Source organism: Flavobacterium luteum, from assembly GCF_008806775.1.
Lineage (GTDB): Bacteria > Bacteroidota > Bacteroidia > Flavobacteriales > Flavobacteriaceae > Flavobacterium > Flavobacterium luteum.
Genome location: NZ_WAEM01000004.1, coordinates 1 through 16,858, shown reverse-complemented (window position 1 = coordinate 16,858; position 16,858 = coordinate 1). Strand labels below are relative to the sequence as shown.

Genomic DNA, 16,858 nt, shown 5'->3' with positions numbered 1-16,858 from the left:
CATTTAGTTTAAGTAAAAGCATCTAAAAGTTATTAATTAATTCAAATATGTTTTTATTTGTATAGTTAATGTATAGGTCACTTTTACTATATATGGTGTAAATATGTTATAGATTTGTAATTAAATCAAAACTCATGAGAAATTTTGTTTTCTTTTCATTTTTATTTCTATTTATTTCTAATTGGACTTATTCTCAAGTTCAAACTTTATCGGATACTTTTGAGGGTAACGGAAATATTTCTAGCTGGGTTGAAGATGATTGCGGTTTAGATAAAGCATTTGTAAATCCTTTCAAAATTGGAATAAATAATTCGGCAACAGTATTCAAATATTCAGATGTAGGAGGTTTATATGCTAACATAAGATTTAATACAAGTTCCAACTTTAACTTAATATCAAACCATACTTTTTCAATAAAAATATATGTTCCGTCATCGGGAATTACTGGTAATCAAACTAATAAAATCTCTTTAAAACTACAAAACAATACATTATCTGAGCCTTGGTCCTCTCAATGCGAGATTATTAAACCTCTCATTTTAAACCAATGGCAGGTTGTCACTTTCAATTTTGCATCTGATCCTTATTTAAATTTAGATTCAAACTCACCGAATCCTTTGTTTCGAAATGATTTTAATAGAGTTTTAATTCAAATCAATGGAGAAAATAATACTGATAAAGTTGTAGCTTACATAGATGATTTTCTTTATACCTACACTGACAACGGTCCAAAATTTAATACATTAGTTTGGTCAGATGAATTTGAAGCAAATGGGGCATTTAATGCAAATAATTGGTTTCAGCAAACACAGCTTCCAGATGGAGGAACTTGGTTTAATGGAGAAATACAACATTATACCAATCGTCAGACAAACTCCTTTGTAAGTAATGGTTCCTTAAAAATTGTTGCTAAGAGAGAAGCTTTTACCAATCAAGGACAAACAAAACAATTTACATCGGCTCGACTAAACTCTAAATTTGCTTTTAAAAATGGCCGAGTAGAAGTCCGAGCAAAAATGCCAACCGGACCAGGAACATTTCCTGCTATTTGGATGTTAGGTAAAAACATTATTGAACCAGGTTCTTATTGGACGAGTACATATGGCAAAGTGGGTTGGCCAGCCTGCGGAGAAATAGATATTATAGAGCATTGGGGAACTAATCAGAATTTTGTACAAAGTGCTATGCACACTCCATCTAGTTTTGGTGCTACAGTAAATAAAGGAGGTCAAACTATAAGTACTGTATCTAACGAGTTTCATGTTTATGCACTAGAATGGACAACAGAAAAGATGATCTTTAGTGTTGATGGTGTTGTGCACTATATCTATAATCCAACGGTAAAAAATACTGAAACTTGGCCTTTTTTAGGAGAGCAATACATCCTACTAAATGTTGCGATGTTGCCAAGTGTGACTCCAAACTTTAGCCAAAGCACTATGGAGATAGACTATGTTAGAGTGTATCAAGAAAGTCAATTAGCAACTTCTAAAATAGGAAAATTAAACAATGTTGTATTGTCTCCGAATCCAGCTACTGATGAATTAATAATAACTGTAAATGAAGAACTTTTAGGAGCTTCTGCAAAAATTTATTCGCTTTTAGGTCAAGAGCTTCAATCGTTGCAATTAAGCAACCAGCAAAATATAATCGATGTTTCGAATTATCAAAAAGGAATTTATCTGATTGGTATAGAAAGTAAAAAAGGAACTAAAACCTATAAATTTATAAAAAATTAGTATTCTTTAAAATTGTTGCCATTTCCAACTGCATTTTTAAAGCTTCTTCCCTTGCTTCATCAGCAAAATCGACATCATTAGAAGCATAAATTATTCCGCGAGAAGAATTTATTAGCAAACCAACATTTTCATTCATTCCAAATTTACAAACTTCAGATAGACTTCCTCCCTGTGCGCCAACACCTGGGACCAGAAGAAAACTATTTGGCACAATTTTGCGAATTTCTCTAAAATATTCAGCTTTGGTTGCGCCAACAACATACATTAAGTTTTCTGAATTTTCCCAAGTTTTAGAAGTTTCTAGAACTACTTTATACAATTCTTTACCTCCGTTCAGTTCAGATTCTCCTTGGGTTCCTTTGCTTATTTTAGTTTGAAAATCGAATGCACCTTCGTTAGATGTTAAAGCTAATAATATAGTATGCTTGTCTTTAAAAGCTAAAAAAGGTTCAACTGAATCTTTTCCCATATAGGGAGCAACAGTCACACTATCAAAATTTAAATCTTCAAAAAAAGCTTTAGCGTACATAGTCGAAGTATTACCTATATCTCCTCTTTTTGCATCGGCAATAGTAAAAATTTCAGGATACTTTTCATTAATATAATTGATTGTTTTTTGTAAAGATTGCCAACCTTTTAAACCATAGGCCTCATAGAAAGCAGTGTTGGGCTTATAGGAAACACATAAATCGTGAGTAGCATCTATAATTGCTTTATTAAATTCGAAAATTGGGTCTTCTAATTCAAGTAAATGATGAGGGATTTTAGTTAAATCGACATCAAGTCCTATACAAAGAAAAGATTTTTTGAGTTTGATTTGTTTAATTAATTGTTGTGTAGTCATTGTTAAGTATTTAACCGCAAAGTTCGCAAAGTTTTCACAAAGTGTTAAAAAAAATGCCAAACTAATTCAGTATGGCATTTAATAGTTTTAGTATATCTTGTTTTAAAAAACTTCGCTAGCTTCTTTTAATTTTTCCATATTGTTCACTAATTGAAGTTCATCAATAAGTTTTTGGATTTTACCATTCATAACGCCATCCATATCAAAAATATCCATACCTATTCTATGATCTGTAACACGACCTTGTGCATAATTATAGGTTCGTATTTTCGCCGAACGGTCTCCAGAACTTACTTGCGAAGTACGCTTGGTAGCATCTTCAGCTTCTTTTTTAGCTAATTCTTGTTCGTATAAACGAGAACGCAGAACCGTTAATGCTTTATCTTTATTTTTATGTTGTGATTTTTGATCTTGACATTGCGCCACTAATCCTGAAGGAATATGTGTTAAACGAACTGCCGATTTTGTGGTGTTCACCGATTGACCTCCTGGACCTGATGAACAGAAAAAGTCGACACGGACATCATTCATATCAATTTGAACATCAAATTCTTCCGCCTCAGGCAATACCATAACCGTAGCAGCAGAAGTATGAACTCTACCTTGTGTTTCAGTCTGTGGAACTCGCTGTACACGATGGACACCGGCTTCAAATTTTAAAGTTCCGTAAACATCTTCGCCTGTAACTTCAAAAATGACTTCTTTAAATCCACCTGAAGTTCCTTCATTCATATCTACTACTGAAGTTCTCCAACCACGATTTTCACAATATTTAGTATACATTCTAAATAAATCACCTGCAAAAATAGACGCTTCATCTCCTCCGGTTCCAGCTCGAATTTCTACCATTACGTTTTTAGCATCTTCAGCGTCTTTAGGAATCAACATAAACTTAATTTCTTCTTCAAGTTCAGGCAATCTTTCTTTAGCTTCATCTAGTTGCATCTTGGCCATTTCAGTCATGTCAGCATCACTACCGTCAGCAATTATTTCGTTGGCTTCATCAATATTAGCCATCAAAAGCACATATTCGTCACGTTTTTCGGCTAAAGCTTTTAAATCTTTATACTCTTTATTCAATTGTACATAACGCTTTTGGTCGGCAATTACATCTGGTTGAATGATTAAATCCGAAATTTCATCGAAGCGTTGTTTTACTATTTGAAGTCTGTCTAACATTTTCTCTTTTCCTTTATTGGATTGCAAATTTACAAAAAAGATTGCAAATTGTAGATTTCAGTTTTTAGATTTTTTTTAAGTGCATTTCTGACTGTAGATTACAATCTTTTTTCATACTATTGCAAAAAATGAATTGAATCTTTATTTGAAACTTTATGAAAAAAGCAACCTTAATTTTACTGTTTCTTTTAACTGTTTTATCTTGTAAAAAAGCTGACAAAGCCAATAAATTAAATCAAGCAAACAAGCTTATTGGAACTTGGGAAAACAATTCTGACAAAGGCAATTTAGTTGAAATTTGGAAAAAAGAAAATGATACTGTTTATACTGGACAATCATATTTTATTAAATCAAAAGACACTTTACATTTTGAAACCATTCAAATGAAACAAATTGGCGACACTGTTATTTATTGTTCTAACGTAAAAGGGCAAAACAATGACTTAGCATTAGATTTTAAATTAGTATCGGAAAATAATAACCAATTGGTTTTTGAAAATCCTAAAAATGATTATCCTAAAAAAATCATTTATAAGTACATTACAAAAGACAGTTTAGTAGTAATTATTTCTGGAATTCAGCAAGGAAAGGCAAGTAAAGAAAGCTTTTCGATGAAGAAAAAATAGCCAATTCAAATTAATTACCACTTTTAAATCTTAAAAAAAAAATCTAAATCGCCTACCTCTTTCCTATTCGTTTTTGTTAAAATAAACAAAAATATTTTCTTTATCGATAATTAGTCTAAATAAGTTTGCGCATTTAAAAAGAGATTTTATCTTTGCAAAGTTATTTTTAATTATTCTAAATAAATGAAAAACCTTCTGTTATTTCTACTTTTTATTCTTTCAATTATATCGATAAGTTGTACAGACGATCAAACTTCTTATGTATCAATTCCTTCGGAAAAAATTGCAATAGGTAAGTCCATCTTTTTTGACTCGGATTTATCTAATCCAATTGGTCAAGCTTGTGCTTCGTGTCATTCTCCAGAAAAAGCATTTAGTGATCCTAACAACAATAGTATAACTGTTGGTGCAAACGGGACTTCATTTGGGAGCAGAAATGCGCCAAGTTTATCATACAATGTTTTTTCTCCTAAAAGATATTATAATACTGTTGACGAAACCTTTATTGGCGGGATTTTTCTTGACGGAAGATCAGAAAGTTTACAAGAACAGTTTATTCATCCAATGCTAAATCCATTAGAAATGAATAATTCTAGCGCAAGCGAAGTAGCAAGTAAGATTAGAAATGCCAGTTATTATAGCACATTAACTGGTGTATATGGTCAGCCCAATTCTGATGAAATACTTTTAAGTTATGTTGCTGATGCGCTGTCTAAATTTCAAAAATCGAGTGAAGTAAATTCATTCACTTCAAAATTTGATTATGTTTCTAGAGGTTTATTGCAATATACTGATGACGAAAAAAACGGTTTAACTATTTTTAAAGAAAAGGGGAAATGTGCACAATGTCATATTCTTGATGGCGATGAAAATACTGGAAAAGTATTATTTACCGATTTTAGCTACGACAACATTGGTGTTCCTAGAAACGCTACAAATCCATTTTATTCGCAGCCAACATCAGTAAATCCTCTTGGAACAAACTTTGTTGATTTAGGAATTGGCGCAATAACAAAACAACCGCAACATAATGGCAAATTCAAAGTACCTACATTAAGAAATATTGCCATTACCAGCCCCTATTTTCATAACGGTTCATTTAAAACATTGAAAGAAGTCATTCATTTTTACAATGTTAGAGATTTGAAAACTGGAGAATTTGCAGGACCAGAATTGAATCAAAACGTTAATAATGATGAGCTTGGCGATTTAAAACTAACTCCTAAAGAGGAATTGCAATTGGAAAAATTTCTAGAAACATTAACTGACCATTACCGAAAATAAATAAAACACTTTCTATGAACTTTCGAAAAATCATACTCATTTTAGCATTTTTATTATTCTATTTTCAAAATTCAAATGCTCAAACAAAAGACACCACCAAATTAAAAGAAATAACATTAAAAGGATTTAAAACCGTAAATGGGTTGGGACACTTACAGGAAACAAAAAACGGAATTATTTATGCCGGAAAGAAAAATGAAATCATTTTAATTGACAGTCTAGATGCTAATAAAGCCGTAAATAATACTAGACAAATATTAGGCAGAATTCCAGGATTAAATATAGTAGAAACTGAAAGTAGCGGTTTTACAGCCAACGGAATCGCCACTCGAGGTCTAAATCCTTCTCAAAGCATTGAAATGAATACACGTCAAAATGGCTATAATGTTAGTGCCGATATTTATGGTTATAACGAAGCCTACTATTTACCCCCAATGGAAGGAGTTTCTAGAATAGAAATGGTTCGCGGTGCCGCTTCTCTACAATTTGGCTCTCAATTTGGCGGCTTAGTAAATTATGTTACCAAAGAGGCTCCAATTGACAAACCCTTTGAATTTGTATCGTCACAAACCGTTGGAAGTTATGGATTATTTAACTCGTTTAACTCAGCTGGAGGCAATTATAAAAAATGGAGTTATTATAGCTTTTTACAATACCGAAATGCTGACGGATATAGACCAAACAGTGAACAAACTCAAGTTTCGGGATTTGGTAAATTGCAGTACAACCAATCTGAAAAATTGAATTTTGGGCTAGAATATTCGTTATTACGAAACAAAATAAAAATGCCAGGAGGGTTAACAGATACCCAGTTTAAAAACGACCCACAGCAATCTACAAGAGCCCGAAACTGGCTAAAAAGTCCTTGGAATATTGTAACTGCTTATTTAAATTATTCGCCTTCTACAAATAGCACATTAAGTATAAAATCGAGTTTTTTATTTAGTGGCCGTTCCTTAGTATGGAGAAATGAAGACGGTGGAGCTGAGGCTATAGACGCAATAGATCCCGCAACCAACGATTTTGTACCTAGAGAAGTAGGTATCGAAAAAATGAACAATTCAACAACTGAAATTCGATTTTCTCAAAACTATACTTTAGGAAAAGGGAAGTCGACTTTTGCAGGCGGCATTCGTCAAAGTTATGCTTGGTTTAAACGACAAGGCGGAGGAGAGGGCACAACTGGCAGTGATTTCAATATATCAATAAATGGAAATTGGGGATATGACTTAGATTTTACTACAACAAATATTGCCCCTTTTGTAGAAAACATTTTCAAGATTACAAAAAACTTTACTATAACTCCTGGGATGCGTTTTGAATATTTAAGAAGTACTTCAAAAGGAGTAAAAGAAGTGGATGGTGATATTCTGATTTCAAATGAAATTAGAAATCGAACATTTGCTTTAGGCGGAATTGGTTTCGAATTAAAACCATCAAAAAACACCAATTTTTATGCTAATATCAGTCAGGCTTTTCGACCTATAGATTACAGCCAATTAGAACCTTTTGGTATTGCTTCAAAAATTGACCCCAATCTAAAAGACAGCAAAGGCTATAACAGTGATTTGGGATATAGAGGCACCATTAAGAACTATTTAAATTTTGATATTGGAGGTTTCTATCTCGCTTACAACAAACGCATTGGACTTACATTAGAAATAGATCCTATTACTGGCGATTTATTTTCGATTAGAAAAAACATTGCTAATAGTGTGCATAAAGGAATTGAAAGTTATGTAGAGTTTAATATTTTAAAATATTTAAATTCTCAATCAAAATATGGCTTGAGTATTTTTAACTCTTATGCTTTTATTGATGCTAAATATACAACAGGAGATTTTAAAGGAAAACGAGTAGAAGCTGCAGCAAGAAACATAAACCGAGTTGGATTGATTTTTAGCACCTCAAAATTATCTACCACTTTTCAAGTTAACTATACTGGAGACGCTTTTGGAGATGCTTCTAATCAAATGGTAAGTGAAGACCCGATTGCTGGTTATATTCCATCGTACACAGTTCTTGATTGGAGCGGAACCTACAGAATAAATAATTATTCCTTTAAATTTGGAGTAAACAATCTTACGGATACTTCCTATTTTACCCGAAGAACTGACGAATATCCTGGACCAGGAATAATTCCTGCTGTGGGCAGAAGTTTGTATTTTGGGTTTTCAGGTACATTCAATTAATAAAAAGAGCCACTACGTAATTTGACAAAGTGGCTCTTTAAATTAATTTTCTATTTTTTTACTGGAATATTTTCTAAAATCTCTAACACAAATTTATAAAATTTCTGAGAAGATTTTATCGAAGCTCTTTCGTCTGGCGAGTGCGCGCCGTGAATCGTAGGCCCAAATGAAATCATATCCATATCTGGGTAATTAGTTCCTAAAATACCACATTCTAATCCCGCATGACAAGCAACAACTTTGGCTTTCTTACCATTTTGCTTTTCGTAAATTGAAGTTAAAACATCTAATATTTCCGATTTTACATTAGGAGTCCAACCGGGGTAGCTTCCTCCAAAAGTAACTTCGCAACCAAATAATTCGTATGCCGAACGCAAACTATTCGCCAAATCTATTTTAGAAGTTTCAACTGAGGTACGTGTTAAATTTTGAATAGAGATTTCCCCATCTTTTACAATTACTCTTGCAATATTATTAGAAGTTTCTACTAAATCTTCCATGTCTGCACTCATTCGATAAACTCCATTGTGAGCTGCATAAATAGAACGAAGCAAACCTTCTTGAACACCTAAATCCATTACTTTGCTTGGCACATCTGTCTTCTCAATTTCGATAGCCAAATTAGGCTCCATTGTTTTGAATTCGGTTTTAATATCCCCAATAATTTCTTGCATATCAAAAACAAAAGCCTCGTCATACATTCCTGCAACAATTACTTTGGCTACACTTTCTCTAGGAATAGCATTGCGTAAACTTCCTCCAGATATTTCAGCTATTTGTAAACCAAAATTTTCAAATCCGTCAAACAACAATCGATTCATAATTTTATTGGCATTCCCCAAACCTTTGTGAATGTCCATTCCTGAATGTCCGCCTATTAATCCTTTTACGGTAATGCCATACCCTACAGAACCCTCTGGGGTTTCTTCTTCATTGTACGAACGATTGGCAGTAACATCAATACCACCTGCGCAACCAATATCAATTTCGTCATCCTCTTCAGTGTCCATATTTAATAAAATGTCACCACGAAGCACCCCTCCTTTTAAGTTTAAAGCTCCTGTCATTCCAGTTTCTTCATCAACAGTAAACAATGCTTCAATAGCTGGATGTTTTATTTCTTTTGATTCAAGAATTGCCATAATCATTGCAACTCCTAAACCGTTATCAGCGCCAAGAGTGGTTCCGCGAGCACGAACCCAGTCGCCATCTACATACATGTCGATGCCTTGATTATCAAAATCAAAAACTGTATCATTATTTTTTTGATGCACCATATCTAAATGACCTTGTAACACTATGGCTTTACGATTTTCCATTCCGGAAGTTGCCGGTTTGCGGACAATTACGTTACGAATTTCGTCTTCAAACGTTTCCAATCCTAAACTATTTCCGAAGTCTTTGATAAATTTAATTACTCTGTCTTCTTTTTTAGAAGGTCTTGGCACTGCGTTTAAATCGGCAAATTTATTCCAAAGGTCTTTTGGTTCTAGGTTTCTAATTTCTTGGCTCATTCTTTTATATAAATTTCAATGTTTAAGAGCATCAAAGTTACAAAGTTTAATTTCTTTAGGAATTGTTATTGTGATTATATTTACGTTTTAAAATCAATTAAGTGAAACGTAAATATATCCTTCCAATATTTCTAATCTTCCAAATTATTTTCCTTAAAGTGATTGCTTTTTTTCCAGAAGTTGTAGAGCGATTTTATAGCAATGATTTGTATATTTTGTTATCTAAAACAATTCGAATTTCATTGGGGTGGATTCCTTTTTCAGTTGGAGATTTACTTTATGGTTTTGTGATTATTTACCTATTGATTTCAATTCGGAGAATTCAAAAATCAAGAAAAACAACTTGGAAAGATAAATTACTAAAGGTTACAAGTTTTGTTTCTGTCGGGTATTTTCTATTTCATTTTCTTTGGGCATTAAATTATTATCGTGTGCCCCTTTTTGAAAAAATGAACATTCAAAGAGAATATACTTATGAAGATTTGTTTGCTTTCACCGAAAAATTAATTGTGAAAACAAATGCGATTCAATTTGAAATTGCAAAAAATAAAAACCTGAAAGTAATCAATCCTCATTCTCAAGACACTGTTTTTAAAATATCACAAAATGGCTATGATAATTTAGCTCAACAATATCCATTTTTCACCTATCAATCACCAAGTATAAAGAAATCGTTGTTCAGTTTGCCATTGACTTATATGGGATTTGGAGGTTATTTGAATCCGTTTACCAATGAAGCGCAAGTCAATGACAAATTACCAACGTATGGATTTCCTAACGTGGTTTGTCACGAAATGGCACATCAAATAGGTTTTGCAAGTGAAAGTGAGTGCAATTTTATTGGGTTTTTAGCCAGCATCAAAAATGAGGATTTATACTTTCAATATTCGGCTTACAGCAATGCTTTACGGTATTGTATGGCTAATATTGGTATGAAAGACGAAACGAAATTCAAAATTTTAAAATCAAAAATCAACCCCGGAATTATAGCCAATTACAAAGAGAGTGATGTTTTTTGGGAACAATACGATACTTTCATTGACAAAGGATTTCATGCTTTTTACGATCAATTCTTAAAGTTCAACCAACAAGAAGACGGTATGGACAGTTATAGCAAGTTTGTGGATTTGTTGATTAATTATTATAAGAACAAACAATTGTAAATACAATAAACTATACTTCATCACTGGTAAAGGTTACAAAACTTTTTCGCTTGAAAGGTCTAATAATCAGTCGCCCTTCTCGATCGAGACGAATGTAATTATACACCCAATTTAGGAAAACGACCGCTTTATTTTTAAAGCCAATTAATGAAAATAAATGTACAAACATCCAAACAAACCAAGCAAAAACGCCACTAAAATGAAATTTGGGTAAGTCGACAACGGCTTTATTGCGACCAATAGTCGCCATTGCTCCTTTATCATTGTATTCAAAAGGAGACATTTGCTGTTTGTTGATTAATTTTATAATGTTTTCCCCAAGTGATTTTCCTTGTTGTATTGCTGGTTGTGCCATCATGGGATGTCCTTCGGGATAATTTTCCAATTCCATCATTGCGATATCACCTACTGCAAAAATAGTATCATACCCTTTAACTTGATTGAATTGATTTACTCGAATGCGCTTTACATTTTCTACTAATGATTGTGCATCAAGTCCAGAAACTAGAGCGCCCTTTACACCTGCGGTCCAAATTACAGTTGCGGTTTCAAAAGTTAAATCAGAATTAGTGGATATAGTCTTTCCATCATAATTAGTGACACGGACATTTTTCCAGATTTTAACCCCTAAATTTTTTAGAAATTCTTCTGCTTCTTGGGATGATATTTCGCTCATGGTATTGAGTATTCTGTCACCACTTTGAATAAGATTGATTTGCATTTTATTGATATCTAAATCTGGATAATCCTTTTGGAGAATGGCTTTTTTCATTTCGGCTAATGCTCCGGCAAGTTCAACTCCTGTTGGTCCTCCGCCAACGAGAACAAAATTAATAAGGCTGTTTTTTTCTAAAATATCATTAGTAAGAACAGCTTGTTCAAAATTCTCTAATATCAAACTACGAATATTGAGCGATTGCGGAATGGTTTTCATTCCCATAGCATTGCGTTCTATTTCTTTATTGCCAAAAAAATTGGTTTTAGACCCCGTTGCAATGACCAAGTAATCGTAGTGAAGTTCTCCAATTTCTGAAATAACTTTTTGGTTTTTAGTATCAATTTCGGCAACTGATGTTAACCTAAAATAAAAATCTTTGTATTCTTGAATTACTTTCCTAATGGGATAGGCTATTGAACCCGCTTCGAGTCCGCCAGTGGCTACTTGATATAACAATGGTTGAAAAGTATGGTAATTATGTTTGTCGATTAATACCACTTGAACCTTTTTATTTCTCAGTTTTTTGGCAATTGCAATGCCTGCGAAACCTCCGCCTATAATTACGATTCTTGGTTTTGTAGTATTAGGAATATTCATTTTTAAAATATTTCAAATTTGTATAGATTCAAAGATACAAAGTTTCAAGGTTTGCTTACATTGAAATTTATAAAGAATCCCAAACATTACTTCCTAGCCCCGATGGCAATGGAAATCCTGACATGGCAGGGCACGAAGCAATCCAGTTAAAGATTGCTTTGTACCTTGCAATGTCAGATTGTAATATACAGCGGGACCAAACTTGCCAAGAAATGCCTAAAATTTGTGCTCCTAAATAATTTATTGTACTTTGTAACAAAATGAAGTACAGGATTACTAATAAGATATGAGTGAGGGTTTAGAACAATCTTTTGTAAAGCAGTTGCGAGAAAATCAGAATATAATCCACAAAATTTGTAGGTTGTATACTGCTGGTGATGATGCACACAAGGATTTGTTTCAGGAAATTACGATACAATTGTGGAAAGCGTTCCCGAAGTTTCGTGGCGACAGTAAATTTTCGACATGGGCGTATCGTGTGGCTTTGAATACAGCAATTACTTTGTACAGAAAAAGCACCAAATCAGTACAAACAGTTGATTATGAAAAACATCAATTTTTTATTAGCCAAGAAGATTACAATTACGAAGAAGAGGAGCGAATTAAATTGATGTATCAAGCGGTTTATCAGTTGAATGACATTGAGAAAGCATTAGTTTTTATGTATTTAGAAGATAAGGATTACACTGAAATTTCGGAAACTTTAGGAATTAGCGAAGTGAATGCTAGAGTGAAAATGAATAGAATAAAAGGGAAATTGAAAAAAATATTAAATCCTTAAGGATTATGGAGGAGTTGGATTTATTGAAAAAAGACTGGCAAAAGAATGAAAATTCTTTTGAACAAGTTTCGGAAATGGAAATCTATAAGATGTTGCATAAAAAATCGTCTTCGATAGTGAAGTGGATATTGATTATTAGCATTTTAGAGGTTTTGTTATGGACAGGAATTAGTTTGCTTTTTAACACTGACGATTATTTAAAAGAGGTGCATGGAGAAGCGTATATCGAGTATTTAAAATTTCTAACAGTTTTTAATTATGCTGTTGTAGCGGTTTTTATTCTGATTTTTTATAAAAATTATAAAAACATTTCTACTATTACTTCTACCAAACAATTAATGAAGGATATTTTAAAGACCAGAAAAACGGTTCAATACTACGTTTGGTATAATTTAGGAATGATAGTTTTTAGTATGATAATGGGCTTTATTTTAGCTTTTTCGTTAAATCCAAAGGTGCATGAACTTACCTTAAATACTAAAGTATTTACATTGACAATTTTGTTGTGCGGTGCATTTTTACTGCTTTTTGTAGGTTTGTTTTGGCTGTTTTATAGACTAATTTATGGCATTTTACTTAAGAAGTTATATAAAAATTACCATGAATTAAAGAAAATAGATTTGTAATAAAAAATAGTTAATATTCCCATTCTCTTAATTTGTCTAACTTTTCTTGTTCGGCAATTTCTTCTGCAGAAAGTACTTTTAAGAAAGATTGATGTTGCTCTATTGCAAATTCTACTTTTTCAACAATTTCTTCGATGGTTTCATTTTCATAGTCAATAACTAAAGGTTCTTTGATAATAAACGATTGTAAGATACCTTTCTTCTTCATTCGGAGTCCTTTTTTATCAAACGAACGTCGAAAACCATCAATTACAATAGGTACAACAATTGGACGGTGTTGTTTTATGATGTGTGCCGTTCCTTTTCGAACAGGTTTAAACGATTTGGTTGTGCCTTGCGGAAAAGTAATCACCCAACCATCAGCCAAAGCTATTTTTATATTCTCTGTATCGTTTGGGTTGACTTCGCGTTTCTCTGTAACATCTTTTCCTTTGGCGCGCCAAGTACGTTCTACTGTGATGGCCCCAACATAGGAAAGAATTCTAGGGAGTAAACCTGCTTCCATGGTTTCTTTTGCGGCCACATAATATATATTCATTTTAGGTTGCCAAATGTACCCCAAGTTTTTAATGCTGTCTTGACGACCACTTAAACTGGCATTAAAAACATGAAACATAGCGACAACATCAGCAAAATACGTTTGATGATTGGATATAAAGAGTACATTGGTATCTGGTAAAGATTTAATAATTTCAGAACCTTCTATTTGCAATTCATTAAACCCTCTATAGCGTCTATGGGTTAGAACCGCAAAAATTCGGATTAACCATTTTTTTATAATTAGAATATGACCAAAAGGATTTCGTCTTAAGAATCCCATAATAAATTTATATTAAAAAATCATTAGCTACAAACATACAAAATCTTATAATTTATAGTACTTTTTTGAGCATTTCTTTCAATTCACTCATCATCATTGCTGTTGCTCCCCATACATAATGCTCTTGAACTTTAAAAGCAGGAACAACAATGTCTTCAGAATAGGAAGTCGACATCGATTTGTTTACAATAACGTTTTCATCTAAGAAATCGGCCAATGAGAGTTCGAGAATTCCTGCCACTTCTTTCGGATCAGGTTTAAAAACAAGCTCCTCTTTACAATAACCCAAAAAAGGAAAAACCATAAAATTACTTGGAGGAATATATACTTCTGTAAAAGCTTTAATGACAGTTATTTTATCAATTGCTACGCCTATTTCCTCCTCTGTTTCCCGCAAAGCAGTATATTCAATTGACTTATCGTTGTGTTCTACTTTACCTCCAGGAAATGCAATTTGAGACGAATGAACTCCAAAATAAGAATTTCTAATAATTAAAACCAAATGCGTCTTCTTATTCTTAGGATAAAATAACATCATAACTGCTGCAGCTCTTGGATTTTCTTCTTCAACATTCAAATTTCTCATCAATTCTGCACGTTCTGGCGGAACCATAATTTGATGAGCCAAATTAGCAAGAAGTGGCTCTTTTTCCATTTTAGGAATACTAGTAAGAAAATCTTGAAAATCCATAATCAACGCTTATTTTTGTAATCACCTAAACGTCAGTTTGGGTGTTTTTGTGTAGTGCAACCAAAAAAAAATGTATCGAGAACTACTCAAGACAACGAATTTACATAAATTCAATTACTTACTTAATAAATTTTGTATTTAGATATGTATTCCAAGCAAGAAAATCAAAAGTTAAAACAAGAATTCTGGATTACTTTTGCAGAAAAATATCCACGCAAATGGATTCTTTACGACACCAAAATTAAAGATTTCTCTTTTAAATTTTTTGTAGACAATAAAAAAGCACAAGTAAGTATTGATATCGAACATCGCAATGAAGAAATACGCCTAGCCTATTTTGAAAAAATTGTAGCCTTAAAAAATATTTTAGAAGATGAATTCATTCCCGATTTGATTTTCGAAAAAAACTACACGCTAGAAAACGGCAAAACCATCAGCCGCATTTGGGTTGAAAAAACAGATGTTACCGTAAGTAATCGTTCCTATTGGAATGACATTTTCAATTTTTTTAATGAGAAAATGAATACTTTAGAGTTGTTTTATTTAGAATATGATGAATTTGTTAAAGACATACCTCTGTAAACAAAAAACCCGAGATGTTATCCGAATAGGCGAAGCAAAGGGGTAGTGTATAAAAAAGTGTGTAAAATTGTTTGTTACTATTATCATTTTCATCAAATAAATAAGAAGTTTAGTTCCGCTACGCTTCACTAAACTTCTTATTTATTTATTATTACTTTTCTTTTTAATTCGTCGACATATCTAAATACGGACACGGGATAATTATACGATTTGTATTCTTTTTCCATAGCAACCGATCCCATTAAAAATAAAACTGCCTCTGGGCTTGGCATTGCACCTCTCATTTTTAAGACCCTTTTATAATCTCGATTTAAACGCTCAATCCAATTAGTAGAATAATTCATTCGTTGTATTGTAGCTGGGTACTCTAAATAAGAAAAGTAAGCTACATTTCTATCACTTGAAAGTGTTTTTAAGCTCGGGTAACTCTTTTTATATTTCTCTGTAAATTTACATAAATTTTCAAATGCTACTAGTGGAGCAACTTTTTTTGTTTCAATAGCAAATATTTCCAACAATTCTTTTCCTATTTCTAATCTTTTTGTTCTTGGAAAAACTTATAAAATCGTGCGTTTAATATGTACTACACAGAGTTGATGTTGTGCATTTGGAAAGGATTTTGCAATTGCATTTTCAATAGAGGCCAGACCATCCGAGACTATCAAACCAACACTTTGAACACCTCTTTTTTGTAATGAATTTAGCTCTAATTGCCACAAAGTAGCACCTTCTGTTGGATGATTTACAATACTCAAAACTTCCCTTGAACCATCTTCTTTTATACCTAAAATAGTATAATACCCCTCTTTGCTTACAGTTTTATCTCGTCGTGTATGTACAAAAGTTGTATCGATATAAAGAACTAAATAATGTGTATCTAATCTACGATTTAACCAAACTGAAACTTCTTCTCGGCTATCTTTCATCAAGTAACTAATCTGCTGTTTACTATAATCATTTCCGTAAATTTCTTGATAAACATCGCTGACTTGCTCGGTAGTTAAACCTTTTTTATACAAACTAAAAATAAGTTTGCCATGTTCTTCATCTCCATCTCTAAGTACATTTAGTAATACAGGATAAAATCCACCATCGCGGGTTCTAGGAACTTTTAAAACCATTTCCTTACCAAAACCGCGTGCTTATCTCTCTCGATAACCATTGGCATAGGTATCAGGGTTTTCTTGTTGATGAAGATGACGATCACTTTTCATAAAAGTGTTCAAAATCATTTGCATTAGTAAATTGGTGCCATTTTCTGAATTTGCTATATTCAACATTAATTCAGAAATTTGTTCTTGTGTAAAGTTCATTAGTCTGTGAGTTTATCGTTAGTAATTTAAAATTACAAATTTTTAACTTTACACACTTTTTTAGTACAGTATCCAATAAAACAAAAAACCTCGTTTTTTAGAACGAGGTTTTTAAAAAGAAAGGCGACGACATACTCTCCCACATAACTGCAGTACCATCTGCGCAGGCGGGCTTAACTACTCTGTTCG

16 protein-coding genes and 1 pseudogene are annotated in these 16,858 nt (G+C 32.7%); 8 read left to right on the top strand and 9 right to left on the bottom strand.

Translation table 11 applies throughout. The features are described 5' to 3' along the window. The first annotated feature begins 134 nt into the window (after positions 1-134). Positions 135-1,739, top strand: coding sequence for a family 16 glycosylhydrolase (locus tag F6464_RS09195; RefSeq protein WP_151107519.1), 1,605 nt, complete (start codon positions 135-137; stop codon positions 1,737-1,739). Here the strand turns inward: F6464_RS09195 and pyrF are convergent. Further along, on the bottom strand, positions 1,726-2,583 hold the full coding sequence (gene pyrF, locus F6464_RS09190; RefSeq protein ID WP_151107518.1) for an orotidine-5'-phosphate decarboxylase: 858 nt from the start codon (positions 2,581-2,583) through the stop codon (positions 1,726-1,728). The two genes, F6464_RS09195 and pyrF, sit on opposite strands and share 14 nt — an antisense overlap. A 102-nt stretch (positions 2,584-2,685) precedes the next feature. Continuing rightward, positions 2,686-3,762: a peptide chain release factor 1 gene (prfA, locus tag F6464_RS09185; RefSeq protein WP_151107517.1), complete on the bottom strand. Its 1,077-nt coding sequence runs from the start codon at positions 3,760-3,762 to the stop codon at positions 2,686-2,688. Between the two features lie 155 nt (positions 3,763-3,917). Between prfA and F6464_RS09180 the strand changes: the two genes are divergently transcribed. From F6464_RS09180 to F6464_RS09170, 3 genes are all read left to right on the top strand, one after another. Further along, entirely contained in the window at positions 3,918-4,388 is a 471-nt protein-coding gene (locus F6464_RS09180; RefSeq protein ID WP_151107516.1) for a DUF6265 family protein, read from the top strand. A 183-nt stretch (positions 4,389-4,571) separates the two neighbouring features. After that, entirely contained in the window at positions 4,572-5,672 is a 1,101-nt protein-coding gene (locus F6464_RS09175) for a cytochrome-c peroxidase (protein ID WP_151107515.1), read from the top strand. Between the two features lie 14 nt (positions 5,673-5,686). Then, entirely contained in the window at positions 5,687-7,864 is a 2,178-nt protein-coding gene (locus F6464_RS09170; protein ID WP_151107514.1) for a TonB-dependent receptor family protein, read from the top strand. A 50-nt stretch (positions 7,865-7,914) separates the two neighbouring features. On the opposite strand, the gene F6464_RS09165 is transcribed toward F6464_RS09170, so the two are convergent. Beyond that, positions 7,915-9,378 carry an aminoacyl-histidine dipeptidase gene (locus F6464_RS09165; RefSeq protein ID WP_151107513.1) on the bottom strand — a complete coding sequence of 488 codons (1,464 nt, stop codon included), beginning with the start codon at positions 9,376-9,378 and terminating at the stop codon, positions 7,915-7,917. A gap of 101 nt (positions 9,379-9,479) precedes the next feature. Here F6464_RS09165 and F6464_RS09160 point away from each other — a divergent pair, with 101 nt between their 5' ends. Then, positions 9,480-10,541, top strand: a complete 1,062-nt coding sequence (locus F6464_RS09160; protein WP_151107512.1) for a DUF3810 domain-containing protein — start codon at positions 9,480-9,482, stop codon at positions 10,539-10,541. Positions 10,542-10,551: 10 nt separating this feature from the next. On the opposite strand, the gene F6464_RS09155 is transcribed toward F6464_RS09160, so the two are convergent. Further along, complete coding sequence (locus F6464_RS09155) at positions 10,552-11,856, bottom strand: NAD(P)/FAD-dependent oxidoreductase (RefSeq protein ID WP_151107511.1); 1,305 nt, start codon at positions 11,854-11,856, stop codon at positions 10,552-10,554. A gap of 67 nt (positions 11,857-11,923) precedes the next feature. Further along, a complete protein-coding gene (locus tag F6464_RS09150) occupies positions 11,924-12,115 on the bottom strand; it encodes a hypothetical protein (protein ID WP_151107510.1) in 192 nt (63 codons plus the stop codon). A gap of 27 nt (positions 12,116-12,142) precedes the next feature. Between F6464_RS09150 and F6464_RS09145 the strand changes: the two genes are divergently transcribed. Then, complete coding sequence (locus tag F6464_RS09145; protein WP_151107509.1) at positions 12,143-12,637, top strand: RNA polymerase sigma factor; 495 nt, start codon at positions 12,143-12,145, stop codon at positions 12,635-12,637. A gap of 5 nt (positions 12,638-12,642) precedes the next feature. Then, complete coding sequence (locus F6464_RS09140; protein ID WP_151107508.1) at positions 12,643-13,263, top strand: hypothetical protein; 621 nt, start codon at positions 12,643-12,645, stop codon at positions 13,261-13,263. Between the two features lie 10 nt (positions 13,264-13,273). On the opposite strand, the gene F6464_RS09135 is transcribed toward F6464_RS09140, so the two are convergent. Together F6464_RS09135 and F6464_RS09130 are read right to left on the bottom strand one after the other, a co-directional pair. Further along, entirely contained in the window at positions 13,274-14,083 is an 810-nt protein-coding gene (locus F6464_RS09135; RefSeq protein WP_151107507.1) for a lysophospholipid acyltransferase family protein, read from the bottom strand. A 52-nt stretch (positions 14,084-14,135) separates the two neighbouring features. Beyond that, positions 14,136-14,774 (bottom strand): NUDIX hydrolase, encoded by a 639-nt coding sequence (locus F6464_RS09130; RefSeq protein ID WP_151107506.1) that lies wholly within the window; start codon positions 14,772-14,774, stop codon positions 14,136-14,138. Positions 14,775-14,918: 144 nt separating this feature from the next. Here F6464_RS09130 and F6464_RS09125 point away from each other — a divergent pair, with 144 nt between their 5' ends. Further along, on the top strand, positions 14,919-15,356 hold the full coding sequence (locus tag F6464_RS09125) for a DUF4268 domain-containing protein (RefSeq protein ID WP_151107505.1): 438 nt from the start codon (positions 14,919-14,921) through the stop codon (positions 15,354-15,356). A 137-nt stretch (positions 15,357-15,493) separates the two neighbouring features. Here the strand turns inward: F6464_RS09125 and F6464_RS14655 are convergent. Together F6464_RS14655 and F6464_RS14650 are read right to left on the bottom strand one after the other, a co-directional pair. Further along, positions 15,494-16,477 (bottom strand): annotated as a pseudogene (locus F6464_RS14655) (IS256 family transposase). Positions 16,478-16,498: 21 nt separating this feature from the next. Continuing rightward, the gene (locus F6464_RS14650) at positions 16,499-16,669 is read right to left on the bottom strand and encodes a hypothetical protein (RefSeq protein ID WP_225318054.1); all 171 of its coding nucleotides are present in this window, start codon (positions 16,667-16,669) and stop codon (positions 16,499-16,501) included. Positions 16,670-16,858: the final 189 nt, after the last annotated feature.

Coding starts and splice junctions, on each gene's coding strand:
- F6464_RS09195 (WP_151107519.1), top strand. CDS start 135: ATGAGAAATTTTGTTTTCTTTTCATTTTTATTTCTATTTATTTCTAAT.
- pyrF (WP_151107518.1), bottom strand. CDS start 2,583: ATGACTACACAACAATTAATTAAACAAATCAAACTCAAAAAATCTTTT.
- prfA (WP_151107517.1), bottom strand. CDS start 3,762: ATGTTAGACAGACTTCAAATAGTAAAACAACGCTTCGATGAAATTTCG.
- F6464_RS09180 (WP_151107516.1), top strand. CDS start 3,918: ATGAAAAAAGCAACCTTAATTTTACTGTTTCTTTTAACTGTTTTATCT.
- F6464_RS09175 (WP_151107515.1), top strand. CDS start 4,572: ATGAAAAACCTTCTGTTATTTCTACTTTTTATTCTTTCAATTATATCG.
- F6464_RS09170 (WP_151107514.1), top strand. CDS start 5,687: ATGAACTTTCGAAAAATCATACTCATTTTAGCATTTTTATTATTCTAT.
- F6464_RS09165 (WP_151107513.1), bottom strand. CDS start 9,378: ATGAGCCAAGAAATTAGAAACCTAGAACCAAAAGACCTTTGGAATAAA.
- F6464_RS09155 (WP_151107511.1), bottom strand. CDS start 11,856: ATGAATATTCCTAATACTACAAAACCAAGAATCGTAATTATAGGCGGA.
- F6464_RS09145 (WP_151107509.1), top strand. CDS start 12,143: ATGAGTGAGGGTTTAGAACAATCTTTTGTAAAGCAGTTGCGAGAAAAT.
- F6464_RS09140 (WP_151107508.1), top strand. CDS start 12,643: ATGGAGGAGTTGGATTTATTGAAAAAAGACTGGCAAAAGAATGAAAAT.
- F6464_RS09135 (WP_151107507.1), bottom strand. CDS start 14,083: ATGGGATTCTTAAGACGAAATCCTTTTGGTCATATTCTAATTATAAAA.
- F6464_RS09130 (WP_151107506.1), bottom strand. CDS start 14,774: ATGGATTTTCAAGATTTTCTTACTAGTATTCCTAAAATGGAAAAAGAG.
- F6464_RS09125 (WP_151107505.1), top strand. CDS start 14,919: ATGTATTCCAAGCAAGAAAATCAAAAGTTAAAACAAGAATTCTGGATT.
- F6464_RS14650 (WP_225318054.1), bottom strand. CDS start 16,669: ATGAACTTTACACAAGAACAAATTTCTGAATTAATGTTGAATATAGCA.